The organism is Nocardiopsis sp. L17-MgMaSL7 (assembly GCF_003182025.1).
In the GTDB taxonomy this organism is placed as follows: Bacteria; Actinomycetota; Actinomycetes; order Streptosporangiales; family Streptosporangiaceae; genus Nocardiopsis; species Nocardiopsis prasina.
The window spans coordinates 273,128-289,856 of the sequence record NZ_QGTF01000001.1; the positions used below are offsets into that span (position 1 = coordinate 273,128).

General features: G+C 72.4%; 13 protein-coding genes. 4 read left to right on the forward strand and 9 right to left on the reverse strand.

Going from position 1 to position 16,729, the window contains the following annotated elements; all coding sequences use genetic code 11:
* Positions 1-20 precede the first annotated feature (20 nt).
* From egtC to BDW27_RS01220, 9 genes are all read right to left on the reverse strand, one after another.
* Complete coding sequence (gene egtC, locus BDW27_RS01180) at positions 21-761, reverse strand: ergothioneine biosynthesis protein EgtC (protein ID WP_110047857.1); 741 nt, start codon at positions 759-761, stop codon at positions 21-23.
* On the reverse strand, positions 761-2,104 hold the full coding sequence (gene egtB, locus BDW27_RS01185; protein WP_110047858.1) for an ergothioneine biosynthesis protein EgtB: 1,344 nt from the start codon (positions 2,102-2,104) through the stop codon (positions 761-763). The genes egtC and egtB overlap by 1 nt, the downstream gene beginning before the upstream one ends.
* The gene (gene egtA, locus BDW27_RS01190) at positions 2,101-3,402 is read right to left on the reverse strand and encodes an ergothioneine biosynthesis glutamate--cysteine ligase EgtA (protein WP_110047859.1); all 1,302 of its coding nucleotides are present in this window, start codon (positions 3,400-3,402) and stop codon (positions 2,101-2,103) included. The genes egtB and egtA overlap by 4 nt, the downstream gene beginning before the upstream one ends.
* Positions 3,403-3,614: 212 nt before the next feature.
* Positions 3,615-4,550 (reverse strand): arylamine N-acetyltransferase, encoded by a 936-nt coding sequence (locus BDW27_RS01195; RefSeq protein ID WP_110047860.1) that lies wholly within the window; start codon positions 4,548-4,550, stop codon positions 3,615-3,617.
* Between the two features lie 200 nt (positions 4,551-4,750).
* A complete protein-coding gene (locus BDW27_RS01200; protein ID WP_110047861.1) occupies positions 4,751-5,848 on the reverse strand; it encodes an ABC transporter ATP-binding protein in 1,098 nt (365 codons plus the stop codon).
* A complete protein-coding gene (locus BDW27_RS01205) occupies positions 5,845-6,936 on the reverse strand; it encodes an ABC transporter ATP-binding protein (RefSeq protein ID WP_110047862.1) in 1,092 nt (363 codons plus the stop codon). The genes BDW27_RS01200 and BDW27_RS01205 overlap by 4 nt, the downstream gene beginning before the upstream one ends.
* Positions 6,933-7,901: an ABC transporter permease gene (locus BDW27_RS01210; protein WP_017546379.1), complete on the reverse strand. Its 969-nt coding sequence runs from the start codon at positions 7,899-7,901 to the stop codon at positions 6,933-6,935. The genes BDW27_RS01205 and BDW27_RS01210 overlap by 4 nt, the downstream gene beginning before the upstream one ends.
* The gene (locus BDW27_RS01215; RefSeq protein WP_017546380.1) at positions 7,898-8,968 is read right to left on the reverse strand and encodes an ABC transporter permease; all 1,071 of its coding nucleotides are present in this window, start codon (positions 8,966-8,968) and stop codon (positions 7,898-7,900) included. The genes BDW27_RS01210 and BDW27_RS01215 overlap by 4 nt, the downstream gene beginning before the upstream one ends.
* Positions 8,965-10,800 carry an ABC transporter substrate-binding protein gene (locus tag BDW27_RS01220; protein WP_110047863.1) on the reverse strand — a complete coding sequence of 612 codons (1,836 nt, stop codon included), beginning with the start codon at positions 10,798-10,800 and terminating at the stop codon, positions 8,965-8,967. The genes BDW27_RS01215 and BDW27_RS01220 overlap by 4 nt, the downstream gene beginning before the upstream one ends.
* A 236-nt stretch (positions 10,801-11,036) precedes the next feature.
* On the opposite strand from BDW27_RS01220, the gene BDW27_RS01225 reads away from it, so the two are divergent.
* The 4 genes from BDW27_RS01225 to BDW27_RS01240 all read left to right on the forward strand — a co-directional run bounded on the left by BDW27_RS01225 (position 11,037) and on the right by BDW27_RS01240 (position 16,727).
* Complete coding sequence (locus BDW27_RS01225) at positions 11,037-11,750, forward strand: metal-dependent hydrolase (RefSeq protein ID WP_110047864.1); 714 nt, start codon at positions 11,037-11,039, stop codon at positions 11,748-11,750.
* Positions 11,751-11,838: 88 nt separating this feature from the next.
* Entirely contained in the window at positions 11,839-12,498 is a 660-nt protein-coding gene (locus tag BDW27_RS01230; protein ID WP_110047865.1) for an O-methyltransferase, read from the forward strand.
* A gap of 74 nt (positions 12,499-12,572) precedes the next feature.
* Positions 12,573-13,730: an exonuclease SbcCD subunit D gene (locus BDW27_RS01235; protein WP_110047866.1), complete on the forward strand. Its 1,158-nt coding sequence runs from the start codon at positions 12,573-12,575 to the stop codon at positions 13,728-13,730.
* Entirely contained in the window at positions 13,731-16,727 is a 2,997-nt protein-coding gene (locus BDW27_RS01240; protein ID WP_110047867.1) for an AAA family ATPase, read from the forward strand.
* The last annotated feature ends 2 nt before the right edge of the window (positions 16,728-16,729 follow it).

Consider the following 16,729-nt stretch of genomic DNA (forward strand, 5'->3'; position numbering starts at 1 on the left):
AGTGGGGTGCGTACCTGGGCTCAGCCGAGGGGCCGGACGTCGGTGCCCTCGCGGGTGGCCGCGACCACGGAGTTCTCGGGGACCTGTCGCCAGCCGCGCCCGTCGTCGAAGGGCTCGGAGGCCAGCCAGACCCCCTCGTCCCGGCGCAGGGAGTACAGGGTGTCCCCCGCGGTGGTCCCGACGATCGCCTCTCCGTCGCTGGCCAGCAGGTTGTACCGCCCCTCGGAGAGTTCGCGGGCGCGGTGCACCGCCGACGCGAGCGCGCCGGTCAGGTCGCCGGAGGTCCGCCAGGCCCGCACGGCGTGCGCGAAGAGCGGGGCGGAGTCCACCGGCGCGCGGGCGTCCAGGGCGTCCAGCGGGAAGGGCGCCGCCATTCCGGTCAGGAGCGCCTGGTCGTCCCGGGCCGCCCCGTTGTGGCTGAACAGCAGGCGGTCAGCGCGGAAGGGCTGGGCCCCGGACTCCTCGGACCCGAACCCGACGGTGGCGTCGCGGACCGCGGCGACCACGCACCCGGACCTGATCGCCCGGGCGGCGTCGGCGAAGGAGGAGTCACCCCAGATCGGCATGGCGCGCCGGTACCGGAGCGGCTCGGGGGTCCCGATCCCCTCCGGGTACCAGCCGATTCCGAACCCGTCGGCGTTGACGGTCCCGTAGCGCTGCTGTCGCGGGGCCCAGGACTGCACGTGCAGTGAGTGGGGCGCCGCGTACAGGAGTTCGTGCAGGGTACGCGGCGGCCCCAGGTAGGCGAGGTGACGGCACATCAGTCGCGGCCCGCGTCGCGCGCGCAGCGGAACCCGCTGAAGATCTGCCGCCGGATCGGGTGGTCCCAGTTGCGGAAGGTGGAGCGGACCGCCGTGGGGTGGGTGGCCCAGGAGCCCCCGCGCAGGACCTTGTAACCGTCGTCGAAGAAGACCTCCGAGTACTCGCGGTAGGGGAACGCGGAGAACCCGGGGTAGCCGTGGAACGTCGTGGAGGTCCACTCCCACACGTCACCGATCAGCTGTCGTACCCCCAGCGGTGAGGTGCCCTCGGGGTGGCTGCCGACCGGGTGCGGCCCGAGCGTCCGCTGGCCGAGGTTGGCGTGGTGTCCGGTGGGTTCCGCGTCGCCCCAAGGGAAGCGGAGTGAGCGCCCGGTGGCGGGGTCGAAGCGGGCGGCCTTCTCCCACTCGGCCTCGGTGGGGAGACGTTTGCCCGCCCAGCGGGCGTAGGCCTGGGCCTCGTGGAAGGACACGTGCTGGACGGGTTGGTCCGGCGGCACCTCCTCGACCCGGCCGAAGCGGCGCCGGGACCAGCCGTCCCCGTCTCGGCTCCAGAACGCGGGCGCCTCGGCGTCGCGCCGCTGGCACCACTCCCACCCCTCCTCGGTCCACCAGCGCGGGTCGCGGTAGCCGCCGTCAGCCACGAACCGCAGGTAGGCGGCGTTGGTGACAGGGTCGGTGTCGATCCAGTAGGCGTCCAGGTCCACGGTGTGGGCGGAGCGCTCGTTGTCGTAGGACCAGGGGTCGTCGTCCGTGCCCATGGTGAAGGGCCCGGCGGGGACCAGGACCTCCTCCGCCGGGGGCGGGCTCGACAGCGCGAACCCGGGCTCCTCCTCCAGCAACACGGGGGCGCCGCGGCGGAGCTGGTGGGTGGCGAGCATGGTCTCGTCGTGCATGTGCTCGTGCTGGATCACCATATGGAACACGAAACCGGCCTCCAACAGGGACCGCTCCCCCGCGTTCCGGGGGGCGGGCGCCGTCTCCAGGTTCACCGATTCGAGGGTGTCCAGGACCTCCCTGCGCACCCGGTCGTTGTACGCACGGGCCTCGTCCGGGCGCAGCAGGGGCAGGGCGACCCGGTCGGCCCTGGGGTTCTCGAAGGCGTCGTACAGACCGTCGATGTCGGGACGCAGCGCCTCGCGTCCCCCCGCGGCCCTGAGCAGCCACTGCTCCTCGTAGTTGCCGATGTGCGCCAGGTCCCAGACCAGCGGTGACATCAGCGGGGAGTGCTGGGTGAGCAGGTCCTCGTCGTCCAGGGAGTCCAGGGTCAGCCCGTTGCTGCGCCGCCTGCTCCGGTCGAGTTCGGCGGCGATGCGCTCCTTGGCGCGGTCCTGTTCGTGGCTCATGACGAACCTCCCCTGTGCGCGGCGCGGACGCCGTTCTGGCCGTGCGCCGGGTGCTCGGCGCCGTCACGCGGCTCGGGCACCAGCTCCCCGAGCGCCGCGTCCGCCGGGCACTGTCCGCGTCGGACGTACCGGTCCGCGTACGCGTCCACCAGGTGGGCGAGTCCGCCAGCGCCCATCCTCGGCAACGCCTCCACGGCGGCGTCGAAGCACACCCGCGCACAGGCGTCGATCTCGGGGTCGGCCGGACCGAGACTGGCCGAGCGCCGCCACAGTTGCGGGGAGGGGAGGCGGTCCCGGCAGAGCCGTTCGGTGGCCTCCTCCGCGACGGCGCGGGCACGGGGTTCGTCGAGCAGCGCGGCGGCGAGCGCCACCGGGACCGGCCACCAGCGCAGCGGCAGGGCGTCGATCATGCGCAGTTCCCACCAGCCGCGCGGGCGCACGGGAGGGAAGAGCGTGGACAGGTGGAACTCCAGGTCGGCGAGGGTGATCGGGCGGGCTCCCCGCCCGGCGATCCAGTCGGCCAGGGTGATGCCCGGGTCGGCCGTCCACTCCCCGCCCCCGCCGGGGACCTCCGGCACGGCCAGGACGTTGGCCGCGAGGGCGTACTCGGCCCAGGCGGTGGCGGGGTCCGGGTGGCTGTGGGACTCCAGGGCCGGTCGGGTGCGGGTGCCGTCCGTGGCCGCCCAGATGGCCCAGCGGGTGGACTTCCAGCCGGTGGGCCGACCGCGCCACACTGCGGAGTTGGCGAACGCCGCCACCAGGACGGGTCCGAGCCGGTGCACGAGTTCCCAGCGGGCGCGTGCGTCGGCGGCGTCGGCCCCGGTGTCCAGGCACACCTGGAGCGACGCGGTGCTGCACATCATGGTGCGCCCGCTGGGCTCGCGCCGGTTGGTGAAGAACCGCTCCATGGCCGTGTAGCGGGGCAGGCGGAGCTGGCGGACGGGGGGCCGTACCGGGTCGAGAGCGGTCTCGGCCAGGTGCAGTCCGGCGTCGGCGAGGGTCTTGCGGATGTGGTCCAGGTCCCGGGCCAGGGCCTCGTGGGCGCGTGCGGGTCCCGGGAGGGCGGCCGAGCTGAGCTCGATCTGGCCGCCGGGTTCGAAGGTGATCCGGCTTCCCGCGGGCGGGGGGCCACAGGCCTCCATGAGCTCCGCGAGGCGGTCGATGGTGACGGGTTCGGTGGGGTGCTCGGGGTCGGTGACCAGCCATTCGGTCTCGGCCCCGACCTTTCCGGGTGGTCCGGTCTTGAAGCAGACACCGTTGATGTAGTCGTGGACGTCTTCGGTGGTCATGTGCGCCATGGGCTGCTCCCTCGGGTCGCGCCCCACAGGTCCTGCCCAGACACACACGGTCACGAACGTGTGTGATCACCCCAAATCATCGCAACCGGCGCGAACCCGTGCGGCGGGCGTGCCACCCCGTGAATGACACGCCGGTTGGCGTCGGGCTTCGCGACGGGACCGCACCAGCGAGCCAGTCAAACGTGACGACGATCACATGAAGCGGGCTGGGGTCAGGCCTCCAGGAACTCCCGCACACGACCTTCGACGGTCCGGCGTTCCTCCTGGTCAAGAGCGATGCCGAACACCTCGTGCAACACCGTTCCCATCTCTCCCGGAGTCAACTCCCGTGTCTCCCCGGTGCCGTCCACCCTCTCCACGGACAGGGTCGTGTCGTTGAGCGCGTACCGGGTCCCGCCAACGCTCCGCGCGACCATCAGACGGTTGCGGAAGGGTGACCGCGGGTGGGTGGTGAGGTAGTGGCTGTACACCGCGTAGTCCTGCGGGAGTACGCCCGCGGCGGCGAACAGGTACAGGTTCCGCCACCGCCCGCCGGCGAAACCGCGCAGCAGCCACTCCTCGTCGCCGATCTCCGACACCCGGTCCAGCCGCAGGTTCCAACCGCCCTGCGAGACCTGGTGCCCGTCCACGAACGGGAGGGGCTCCACGAGGCCCCCGCCGCCGAAACCGACGTCGGCCAGCCAGGGCTCACCGTCCACCAGGACCCGCAGGAGCGCGTGGGTGGAGGGCCGGGGACGGCCGTCACCACCCACCAGGACCCGGGCGGTGAAGGCGGTCAGCGTGAACCCGATCCGGTCCAGGGCGGCTGCCAACAACAGGTTCTGTTCGTAGCAGTAGCCTCCCCGGCGCTGGTGGACCATCTTGTCCGTCAGCGAGGGGACGTCCAGCGGGACCGGGCGGCCCAGGAGCAGTTGGAGGTTCTCGAAGGGAATCGCCGCCAGGTGGGCGCGGTGCACGGCGGTGAGGGTGCCCAGGGTGGGCGGCGGCTCCCCGGACAGGCCCAGACGCGCCAGGTAGGCGTCCAGATCGAGGTCGGTTCCGTGCCAGAGGTCGCGCTCGGTGAGGACGCGCTCCGGGGCTGGCGCCGGTCCCGGCGGCTTCGCTGGTACGGGTTCCTCGGGGTGCTCGGGGTGCTCGTTGGTCCGCATGTCCGTGCCAACGGGGCCCGCACCGGGAGTGTTCCGGCGCGGGCCCCTCCTCCGCCCCGCACCGGACGGGACGGGAGAGCAGTTGTGGGTGACGAGGGCGGACGTCCGGGATCGACGGGCCGGTCGGCGCCCCGCGCGAGGACGCGCCGCCCGCGGCCCACCGGGATGCGGACCACGTGGTGCCCACCGGTCGGGACGCCCTACACGGTCACGGGTCCGGGCGGACCGTCCGCGCGCAGGCGGCCGGTCGCGTCCTCGGCCGCCCAGTGGCAGGCCACCCGGCGCTCGGCGCCGCCGCCCAGGACCTCCGGGTCCACGGTGGTGCACAGGTCGGCCACCCCGGCACGCTCGGCCTCACCTGAGGCCAGCACCGGACAGCGCGGGTGGAACCGGCAGCCAGCGGGAACCTGTTTGGGGTCCGGCGGCTCGCCGGAGAGCACCACGGGGCCCTCCTCCATCCCGGAGTCGGGCAGGACCGACAACAGGGCCCGTGTGTACGGGTGGGCGGGCGCGGACAGGACCTCCTCCACGGTGCCCAGTTCCACCACGCGCCCGAGGTACATCACGGCGACCCTGTCGGCGATGTTCCACGCCAGGCCGAGGTCGTGGGTGGCCACCAGCGCGGACAGGCCCAGTTCGTCGCGCAGTTCCAGCAGCAACCGCAGGATCTCGCCGCGCACCGACGCGTCCAGGGACGCCACCGGCTCGTCGGCCACCAGCACCTCCGGGTCCAGGACCAGGGCCCCGGCGATCACCACGCGCTGGCGCTGTCCACCGGAGAGCTCGTGCGGGTAGCGGGTGAAGAACCGCTCGGGCGGGCGCAGACCGGCCTGGGACAGGGCCCGGGAGACCCGCTCCGTCTCATCGACGGCGGTTCCCTCGTGGATGCGCAGCCCCTCCACGACCGACTCGTAGACGGTGCGGCGGGGGTTGAGCGACCCCATCGGGTCCTGCTGCACGAGCTGGACCCGGCGCCGGTAGGTGCGCAGGTCGCGCGAGCGGTAGCCCAGTGGCGCCCCCTCGAACAGGACCCGGCCGCCCGTGGGCCGCTCCAGCCCGAGCAGGGCCCGGGCCAGGGTGGTCTTGCCACAGCCGGACTCCCCCACGAGGGCGACGATCTCCCCCGCCGCCACGTCCAGGTTGACCCCGTCCACGGCGCGGGCGGTACCCCGGCCGCCGCCCGGGGCGAACCCGGCGGCGAAGGCCACCCTCACGTCGTCGGCCCGCAGGATGGGCCCCGTCACCTGCTTCGGCCCGGACCGGGAGGAGGGCTGTCGTGAGTCAGTGTCGGCGCTCAACGGCTCGTCTCCTCTGTGTTGGCGGTCCCGCTCTCGTCACTCGCGCCGCCCGGTCCGCTCATGCCACCGGAGCCGCTCGCCGCGCCTCCGTGGCCGAGCGACCCCGGGCCCGTGCCCACGTGCACGCACGCGGCGTACCGGTCCGCGTGGCCGTCGCGGTCGGGGCGGACCGGCCACAGCGGCGGGTCCACGGTGGCGCACACCGTCTCGGCGACCGCGCAGCGCGGCCGGAACACACAGCCCGAGGGCGGGTCTGCGGGGTCCGGCGGGTCTCCGGGCAGTCCCCGGGGCGCCAGGCGCGAGCCCGGGTCACCGATCTTCGGGAAGGCCGCGCTGAGCGCGCTCGCGTAGGGGTGCGCGGGTTCGTGCACGACCTCCCGCGCGGGACCGTGTTCGACGATCCGCCCGGAGTACATGACCGCGACCCGGTCGCAGGTGGCCGCCAGGACGGACAGGTCGTGGCTGATCATCAGCATGCCGATCCCGGTCTCGCGCACCAGCCGCCCCAGCAGGGCCAGGATCTGCGCCTGGATCATCACGTCCAGTGCGGTGGTGGCCTCGTCCGCGATGATCAGGCGCGGCTCGCACGCCAGCGCCATCGCGATCATCACCCGCTGGCGCTGACCGCCGGAGAGCTGGTGGGGGTAGTCGCGCCGACGCGAAGCGGGCAGCCCCACCTGTTCCAGGAGCTCGGACACGCGCGCGTCCACCCGGGCCGGACCGACCAGTTCGTGGATGAGCAGGGGCTCGGCGATCTGGTCCCCGATCCGCTTCACCGGGTTGAGCGAGTGCATGGCGCCCTGGAACACCACGGACGCTCCCACCCAGCGCACGGCGCGCAGGCGGCCCCACTTCATCTGGAGGACGTCCTCGCCCTCCAGCAGGATGCGTCCGGTGACCTTCGCGCTGGCGGGCAGCAGGCGCAGCAGTGCCAGGGCCACCGTGGACTTGCCGCTGCCGGACTCCCCCGCCACCCCGAGGGTGTCCCCGGGGTCCAGGGACAGGTCGACCCCGCGGACGGCGGGGACGTCCCCAGCGCTGCCGGAGTACGTGACGCGCAGGTCGCTGACGTCGAGAAGGCTGGTCAACTCTGCCCCTTGAGCCGTGGATTGATGACGGACTCGACCGCGCGCCCGCACAGGGTGAAGGAGAGCGCGACCACGGCGATGGCCAGGCCGGGCGGGACGATGTACCACCAGATACCGGCGCTGATCGCCCCGGCGGTGCGGGCCGCCTCCAGGATGCCGCCCCAGGAGATGGTGGTGGGGTCGCCCATGCCCAGGAAGGCCAGGGTGGACTCCGCGATGATGGAGGTGGCCACCAGCAGCGTGGTCTGCGCGAGCACGACCGGCATGACGTTCGGCAGCACGTGCCAGCCCATCACGTGGGCGTGGCCGCCGCCCAGGGCGCGGGCGCGCTCCACGAACGGGCGGGCCTCCACGGCGAGGGTCTGGGCGCGCACCAGGCGTGCGGTGGGCGGCCAGACGGTGAGGCCGATCGCGATGATGATGGTGCCGGTGCCGCGCGGCAGGACGGCGGCCAGCGCCACCGCCAGGACCAGGGTGGGCAGGACCAGGAACCAGTCCGTGACCCGCATGAGCACCGTGGACACGATCCGGCCGCCGACGCCGCCGGAGGAACCGAAGTGCCCGGCGGTGACTCCCACGAGGGTGCCGAGGGTGACCGACACGAAGGTGGCCAGCAGGCCGACCGTCAACGAGACCCGCGCGCCCCAGATCACCAGGTCCAGGATCGAGCGGCCGAAGTTGTCGGTCCCCAGGGGGAACTGCCAGCTCGGCGGCTCGTGGGACTCGCCCGGGGCGCCGGTGATGGTCAGGTGGGTCTGGTCGATGAACAGCGGGGCCGTCACGGCGAGCAGACCGATGGCGAGCAGCAGGCCCAGGCCGAGGAGACCGGCCCGGTTGCGGGCGTACTCGCGGGCGAAGCCGACCAGGGCCTCACGGCGGCGTCTGCGGGCCAGCGCGCGGCTGGAGAGCGCGGGGTCCGGCGGCGCCGCCGGGGCGGCCGGGGCGGGTCCGGTGGGTGAGTTCATGGGCGCACCCTCGGGTCGAGCAGCGGATACACCAGGTCGGCCAGCAGGTTCATGAGGATCACCGAGGCCGCGAACACCACGAACAGCCCCTGGACGAGGCCGAGGTCGGGCACGCGCAGACCGGAGTAGAAGAGCTGGCCGAGTCCGGGCCAGGAGAAGACCGTCTCCACGAGGATGACCCCGGAGACGACCTGCCCGAGGTTCAGGAAGATGAGCGTCACTGTGGGCAGGAGCGCGTTGGGCACGGCGTGCCTGCGGCGCACGAGGGCGTCGCGCAGTCCCTTGGCGCGGGCCGTGACCAGGTAGTCGGCGCCCTTCTCGTCCATCAGTGAGGAACGCATGATCATGAGGTACTGCGCGTAGATCACCGCGACCATGGTCAGGACCGGCAGCACCATGTGCCGGGCGGTGCTCAGCGCGGTCTCCACCGGTCCGGTGGCACTGGGCGAGACCATGCCGCCGGTCGGGAACAGGCCGGGCATGAACCCGCGCCCCGAGGCGAGCAGCACGATCAGCAGCAGGCCGAGCCAGAACGTGGGCACCGACCAGAAGAACAGCGCGACCGCCGTGTTGATCCGGTCCCCGCGTCCACCCGGCCGCCACCCGGCGCGGGCGCCGAGGAAGAGGCCGAGGAGCGCGGCGATGACCGTGCCGGTCCCGGCGAGCAGGATCGTCGGGCCCAGGCGTTCGAGGATGAGGTCGACCACCGGCTCGCGGTACTGGAAGGAGATCCCGAGGTCGAGCCGCACCAGACCGGCCGCGTAGTCGAGGAACTGCTGCCAGAGCGGCTGGTCGAGGCCGAACTGGCGACGCAGCTCCTCACGCTGTTCGGCCGAGACCTCGCGGCCCTCGGTCATGGCGCGGACGGGGTCGCCGGGCAGGATCCGGAAGAGGAAGAACCCGGCGACGATCACGGCGAACAGGGAGACCACGGCGGTGGTCAGGCGGCCGAGCACGTAGGTGGCCACGGGGGCCGCTCGGCCCAACCCCGTGGGGCCCGCCGGGGCGGGGACGTCGGTGGTCCCCGCCCCGGTCGGTTCGTCCGCCTCGGTGGGCGTTGTCGTCACTCGCGGTCCTCCACGGTGGAGCGTCGTCGGAAGAAGACGAAGGCACCCGCGACCACCAGCACCAGCACGCCGGCACCGATGCCGATGAGCACCCCGGTGGACGGCCCGGAGCCGCCGCCGGACGCGCCCTCCGCGGGCTCGGCCGACCACCAGGCCCAGTAGCCGTCCTGGCCCCAGATGTTGCCGCCCTCGGCGGGCTCCAACTGGAGGCTGGCGATGTGGTCGGTCCGGTAGGCCTCCATGATGTTCGGGTAGGCCAGGACGTTGACCACGGCCTCCCGGTACAGGACCTCCTGGAGCTGGTGGATGATCTCGGCGCGGGCCTCGCGGTCGTACTCGGCCAGCTGCGCGGCGTAGAGCTCGTCGTACTCCTCGTCACAGAAGTACGCGTCGCCCTGCATGGTGCCCGGTTCGGTGGGCAGCGCGTCGCAGGTGTGGATGCTGAACACGTAGTCGGGGTCGGGGTTGACCGTCCACCCGGTGAAGATGAGGTCGTACTCGGCGTCGTAGAGGGCGTCGCTCAGGATGCCCGGGTCGACGGTCTGGTTGTCGATCTCGATGCCGATGTCGGCGAGGCGCTCGTCGATGACCTGCCCGGCCTGGACGTTGTCCGGGCGGTCGGCGTGGACGTGCATGCGCAGTTCGAGGCGGTCGCCGTCGGGCGAGACCCGCACGCCGTCGTCGCCCCTCTCGTACCCGGCCTCGTCGAGCATCGCGTTGGCGGCGTCCGGGTCGAAGTCGAGGATGGCCTCGTCGCCCTCGGGGGCCCAGTGGAAGTCCGTGTAGCGGGGCGGGACGTAGCCGCCCGCGGCGACGGCCTGGCCGTTGGCGCCCTGCTGGACGATCTCCTCGTTGTCGATGCCCATGACGATGGCCTGGCGCAGGGTGCGGTCCTCCAGCGCCGGGTGTCCGTCACCGAACTCCTCGCCGTCCTGGGTGACGGCGCCGGGGTTGATGGTGAAGGCCTGGAACCGCTTGCCGTCGGCGACGTTGACGGCGACGTTGTCCAGCGTCTCCAGGGAGGTGATCTGGGCGTCGGTGAGCTCGTAGACGAAGGAGACCTCGCCGCTGCGCAGGGCCTCGACGGCGGCGTCCTTCTCCGAGTAGTAGCGGAAGTACAGCTCGTCGAAACCGGGGGCGCCGCGCCAGTGATCGGGGTTCGCTTGGAGGCGGATGTGCTCGCCGCGCGAGTGCTCGGTGAGGACGAAGGGGCCGCTGCCGACGGTGGGGAGGTCGTCGGCGGTGTAGTCGGAGAAGGCGTCGCCCTCCTCCTCGATGATCGGCTCCCAGACGTGTCGGGGGACGATCGGCACGCGCAGGGACTCCATGGTGGCCTGCGGTTCGTCCAACTCGATGACGACGGTCGTGTCGTCCTCGGCCGTGACGTCCTCGAACCCGGAGACGTAGTTGCCGTTGGCGACGGCGGCGGCGTCGTTCTCCATCATCGTGGTGAACGTCCACGCCACGTCGTCGGCGGTGAGCTGCTCGCCGTCGCTGAAGAGGGCGTCGTCACGGAGGTTGAACGTCCAGGTGAGGCCGTCGTCGGAGGTCTCCCAGCTCTCCGCGAGCGAGGGCTCGGGCTCGCCGGTCTCCGGGTTCACCGTGGTGAGGCTGTCGTAAACGTGCCGGAGGATGTTCGTGGTGACCGCGAGCTGCGCGGTGAAGGGGTTGAAGGAGTCGACCTGCTGGGCGATGGCGACGGTGAGGGTGTTGCCGCTCGCCTCCTCGGCGGCCGCCGGGGCCACCGTGAGGCCTCCGAGAAGGAGGAGCGCGCTGCCGGACGCCGCCGTCCGCCGGAGAAGGGTGCCGGAGGGAGGATGTTGGGTTTTCATAACGGCCCCTGTCAGGTTTCGTGGGGTTGGTGGCATTGCCACCTGGGGGTTGTTGGTTGTCTACCAACTCGCCGCGACGAGCGTCAACGATCTTCGAGGTGAGGCGGGATATCGCAACACATTCGACTCCTGTGTCGGAGGCGTTCGTGTTTCCTGGGGATGAAGTGGCTTTTGTTCCCTGTCCGAAACGCATCTCTGATTCGCGGCGATTGGCAGACTCCGCTACGGTTCCCGCCATGATGGGGCACTCGCACGCACTCAGTGGCGTGGTCGGCTGGATGGCGGTAGTACCGCTGGTCCAGGGCACGGAATTCCTTGGACTCAGCTTCGACCTGGGCCCCGGTGAGATCATCGCCGGTTCCCTGGTGTGCGCTGGCGCGGCCCTGTTGCCGGACGTGGACCACAAGAGCGCGACGGTGACCAAGACCTACGGCAAGGCCACCGAGATCCTCAGCGACATTCTCAACTGGGCGTTCGGCGGGCACCGGATGGGCACCCACTCGTTCTTCTTCGCCATCCTGATGGGCGTCCTGGTCCAGGCCCTGGCCCTGTGGTCGGAACTGGCCGTGCAGATCTTCGTGTTCCTGCTGGTCGGAATCGCTCTCCAGGGGCTGGGTTTCGGCATGGACAAGAACCGGACGGCGTCGGGGATCATCAACGCCCTGGCAACGGCGGCGATCACCCTCACCCTGTTCTCGGTGGGCGTGAACTACACGTGGCTGGGTCTGGCGGTGGCCTTCGGCATCGTCCTGCACTTCTTCGGGGACATGATCACCAAGATGGGCGTGCCGATCTTCTGGCCGTTCTGGAAGAAGCGCGTCGGTCAGGGCCAGGGCTTCGTCACCAACGGCCCGGTGGAGCAGAAGGTGGTCACCCCGCTGCTCACCATCGGCGTCATCATCGGTTCGGTGTACCTCTTCGACTGGCCCACCATCCTCCCGGACCACTAGGTCGTGCCCGCCGACCACGCCCTGGCACCGGCCCGATCGCGGGCGAGGCCGCTGGCCCGGCGGGGCGAAGCCTCCTAGGGTGGCGGGCGTGACTCGAACCACAGAGGGCATCAGCCCGGAACTGCACGCCTACGTCGTCGCCCACAGCCAGCCGGTGGACCCGGTCCTGTCGGACCTGGCCGCGGAGACCGCCGATCTGTTCCCCGAGTCCCAGGGGATGCAGATCGGCCCCGAACAGGGCGTCTTCTCCACGCTCCTCACCCAGCTGTCGGGGGCGCGGAACGCGGTGGAGATCGGCACCTTCACCGGGTACTCGTCCATCTGCTTCGCCCGGGGCCTGCCCGAGGACGGCACCCTGCTCGCGCTGGACATCAGCGAGGAGTGGACGTCGGTGGCCAGGAGGTACTGGGAGCGGGCCGGGGTCGCAGGGAAGATCACCCTGCGGATCGGCCCGGCCCTGGACTCGCTGCGGGCGCTACCGAGGGAACCCCAGTTCGACCTGGCCTTCCTGGACGCGGACAAGACCGGCTACGTGGACTACTGGGAGGAACTGGTCCCCCGCATGCGCCCCGGCGGGCTGCTGTTGGCCGACAACACGCTGTCCCACGGGCGTGTGGTGGACCCCGAGCAGACCGCCCCGCACGTGCAGGGCATCCGAGACTTCAACGACAGGCTCGTCGCGGACGACCGCGTCGAACAGGTCCTGCTCCCCATCGGAGACGGCCTGACGCTGGCCCGCAGGCTCTGAGCCCTCCGCTCCGCCCGCCGGAGTTGTCCACAGGCCACACGGTTCTCCCGGCGGGGACGGAGTGATCCCGGGTAATGTCCAGTTCCATGCGCCTGCTGCACACTTCGGACTGGCACCTGGGTCGCTCCTTCCACCGGGAGAACCTCATTGAGGCCCAGGCCGCCTTCCTCGACCACCTCGTCGACACCATCCACGCGGAACGGATCGACGTGGTGGTGGTCGCCGGTGACCTCTACGACCGCGCTCTTCCGCCGGTCGACGCCGTGCGCCTGTTCGACCGCGCCCTCGGCCGCATCCGGGAGACCGGGGCCAGAGCGGTGCTGATCAGCGGCAACCACGACTCCATGGCGCGGATGTCCTTCGCCACGGACCTGATCGACGCCTCCGGGGTGCACCTGCGCAGTTCCCTGGACGGGATCGGCACCCCGGTGGTGATCGAGGACGAGCACGGTCCGGTGGCCTTCTACGGCATCCCCTACCTGGAACCGGAGATCGCCCGCCACCACTGGGACCTGCCCGAACGCGGCCACCCGGCGGCGATCGGCCACGCGATGGACCTGGTCAGGGCCGATCTCGCCCTGCGTCCGGGCACCCGCTCCGTGGTGCTCTCCCACGCCTTCGTCACCGGCGGGGAGCCCTCCGACAGCGAGCGCGACATCTCCGTGGGCGGCGCCTCGCACGTGCCCGCCTCGGTCTACGACGGCGTGGACTACGTGGCCCTGGGCCACCTGCACGGCCGCCAGACCATCACGCCGTCGGTGCGTTACCCGGGCAGCCCGCTGGCCTACTCCTTCTCCGAGGAGCACCACCGCAAGGGGTTCTGGCTGGTGGACCTGGACGCGGACGGCTTCGCCGGAGCGGAGTTCGCCGACGCCCCGGTCCCCCGGCCGCTCTCCCGTGTCAGGGGCCGCCTCGACGACCTGCTCACCGATGACCGGTGGGAGCGCCACACGGGGCACTGGCTCCACGTCACCCTCACCGACCCCCGTCGCCCCGCCCAGCCCATGGACCGGCTCCGAGAGCGCTTCCCGCACACCCTGATGCTGGAGTTCGACCCCGACGACGGCGACGCGGAGCGGCGGCCGGTCACCGTCGCCGTCGCGGACCGGCCCGAACGCGAGGTGGTCGCCGACTTCGTCGAGTGGGCCCGGGGCAGCGCCGCGAGCCCGGAGGAACGCGCGCTGGTGGACCGCGCGGTCGAAGAGGTCCGCGTCCAGGAAGGGACTCGCTAGATGCGGCTGCACACCCTCACCATGACCGCCTTCGGGCCCTTCGCCGGGACCGAGACGGTCGACTTCGACCGGCTCGGCGGAGGCGGGCTGTTCCTGATCCACGGGCCGACGGGCGCGGGCAAGACCTCCGTGCTGGACGCGGTCTGCTTCGCGCTCTACGGCGACGTGCCGGGTGCGCGCGGCAAGGACCGCTCCCCCAGGAGCGACCACGCCGCGCCCGGGGTCCGGCCGGAGGTCGCCCTGGAGTTCACCGTCCGGGGACGCCGCGTGCGAATCGAGCGCAACCCTCGGTGGGAGCGGCCCAAGAAGCGCGGAAGCGGCACCGTCGCGGAGAACCAGAAGGTGCGCGTCCTCGACTGGCGGGGCGACCGCTGGGAGGGCGTGACCACCCGCCCGGACGAGGCCGGGCAGTTCGTGGGTGACCTGGTCGGGCTCACCATCACCCAGTTCTGCCAGATCGTCATGCTGCCCCAGGGCGACTTCGCCCGGTTCCTGCGGGCCAAGTCCGACGACCGGCGCAAGTCCCTGGAGCGCATCTTCAACACCCGGGTGTTCCGGGACGTGGAGGAGTGGTTCGGCGGGCACGCCCGGAAGCTGGAGCGCGAGGTGCGCGCCGCCGACGAGCGGGTGCGGGCGGTCTCCGGAAGGATCGCGGAGGTCGGCGGGTCCGCCGCCCCGCAGGACCCGGAGGAGCTCACCGCCTGGGCCGCCGAGCTGGCCTCGGTGCAGGCCGCCACCGCCCGCGACGCGGAGGCGGTCACCGCCGGGTTCACGCGAGCCCGGGACGAGGCCAGGGAGGCCCTGGCTGCCGGTCGCGAACTGCTCTCCCGCAGGGAACGGCTGGCCAGCGCCCGGGAGCGCCGCGCGGAACTGGCCGAGCGGCGCGAGTGGCGGACCGGGATCGACACCCGCCTGGCCGCCGCCGAGCGGGCCGACGCGGTGCTGCCGTCCCTGCGCGCCCGCGACCACCGCCGTACCGAACTGGACAAGGCCGAGTTGGCCGTCACCGACCGTCTGGCGCTGGTCAGCGGGATCACGGACGTCGACGCCGCCGAACTCGCGGACCTCAGCACCGGTCTCCCCTCGACGCTGCGAGCCGCCGAGAGGTCCCGCCACGACGAACTCGCCCGCTTGGACCACCTGCGCGGAGACGCCGAGCGCCGCCGCTCCCTCCACCGCGACCTGGCCGGGCTCGACCGGCGGATCGCCGCCGTGCGCACCGAGGCGGTCCGGGCCCGCGAACGGGTGACGGCACTGCCCGCCCGGGTCGGGACGATCACCGAGGAACTGCGCCGGGCCCAGGAGCAGTCCGGACTCACCGACCCCGCGAAGGCCGCTCTCGACCTGGCCGAACGGCGTCGCACGGCCGCCGAGGAGCACCGGCGTCTGGGTGGCGAGGTGGAAAGAGCCGAGGAGGAGCGGCGGCGCGCGGTCGACACCGCCCAGAGCGCCCGCGACCGGTCCCAGGACCTGCGGGAGCGGCGGATCGCCCACATGGCCGCCGAGCTCGCCGCCGACCTGGCCGACGGCACGCCCTGCATGGTGTGCGGGTCCACCGAGCACCCCTCCCCCGCCGAACCGAGCGCGCGGGGACTGGTCTCGGCCGAGGAGGAGCGAGCCGCCCAGCAGGCGGCGGACACCGCCGCCGCCCGGCGCACCGAGGCGGAGAACACCCTGGTGGCACTAAGGGAACGGCACACGGCCGCCGCCGAGCGGGCCGAGGGCCGCACCGTGGAGGCCGCCGCCGAGGAGGTGGCCGCCCGCAAACGGGAACTGGCCGACGCCCGCGCCGCCGCCCGTGAGCTGCACCGTCTGGAGGAGGAGCTGGCCCAGGCCACGGCGGACCTGGAGCGGGCCCGTCAGCGCGAGGGTGAGCTGGTGCGCGAGGAGAGCGAACTGGCCGCCCGCCGCGAGGAGGGCGCCAGAGAACACGAGCGATTGACCGCGCTGCTGGACCGGGCACGCGGCGAGGACGCCGGACTGACCGAGCGGATCGCCCGCCTGCGCGGTGAGGCCGAGGTGCTGCGCGACGCCGCGGACGCCGTCGAGCTGCGCTCCCGGGCTGCCGAGGAGCTGTGCGCCGCCGTCACCGAGGCCGGACGCTCCCTGACCGAGGTGGGTTTCGAGGACGAGGCCCAGGTGGTGAATGCCGCCCTGGACGAGCGTGGCCGCACTGACCTCAGGTCCCGGGCGCGCGACTTCGACGACCAGTGGGCGGCGGTCGAGGCCCGGCTCAAGGACCCCGAACTGGCCGCCGCCGAGCTCGCGAAGGCGCCGGACCTCGCCGCGTTGGAGGCCGGCGCCCAGGCTTCGGACCGCGCGGCCGATCAGGCCGTGGCCTGGCAGGGCATGCTCTCGGACCGGGCCCGCCGTCTGGCGACCCTGCGCGTGGAGCTCGATGGACAGCTGTCCGGTTCGGAACCCGTCCTGCGCCGCTACGCGGTGGCTCAGGGGTTGAGCACCCTGGCGGCGGGAACGTCACCGGACAACACCGACAGCGTCCGGCTGTCCGCCTACGTACTGGCGGCCCGCCTGGAACAGGTGGTGGAAGCGGCCAACCACCGGCTACTGACCATGTCCGACGGCCGCTACGAGCTGCGCTACACGGTGGACAAGGCAGCGGGCGACGGCAGGGCCCGTTCCGCCGGGGGCCTGGGCATGCGCGTGGTGGACGCCTGGACGGGGGTGGAACGCGACCCGGCGACGCTCTCAGGAGGAGAGACCTTCTTCAGCTCCCTGGCCCTGGCGCTGGGCCTGGGGGACGTGGCCACCGCCGAGGCGGGTGGGACGGAGATCGACACCCTGTTCGTGGACGAGGGCTTCGGGACCCTGGACGAGGACACCCTGGAGGAGGTCCTGGATGTGCTGGACCGGCTCCGTGACGGCGGCCGCGCCGTGGGAGTGGTGAGCCACGTCGCGGACCTCCGCCAACGCGTGACGACCCGCCTCCGTGTCGTGAAGGCCGCTGGCGGTTCCAGGCTGGAGCACCACGGCTGAGC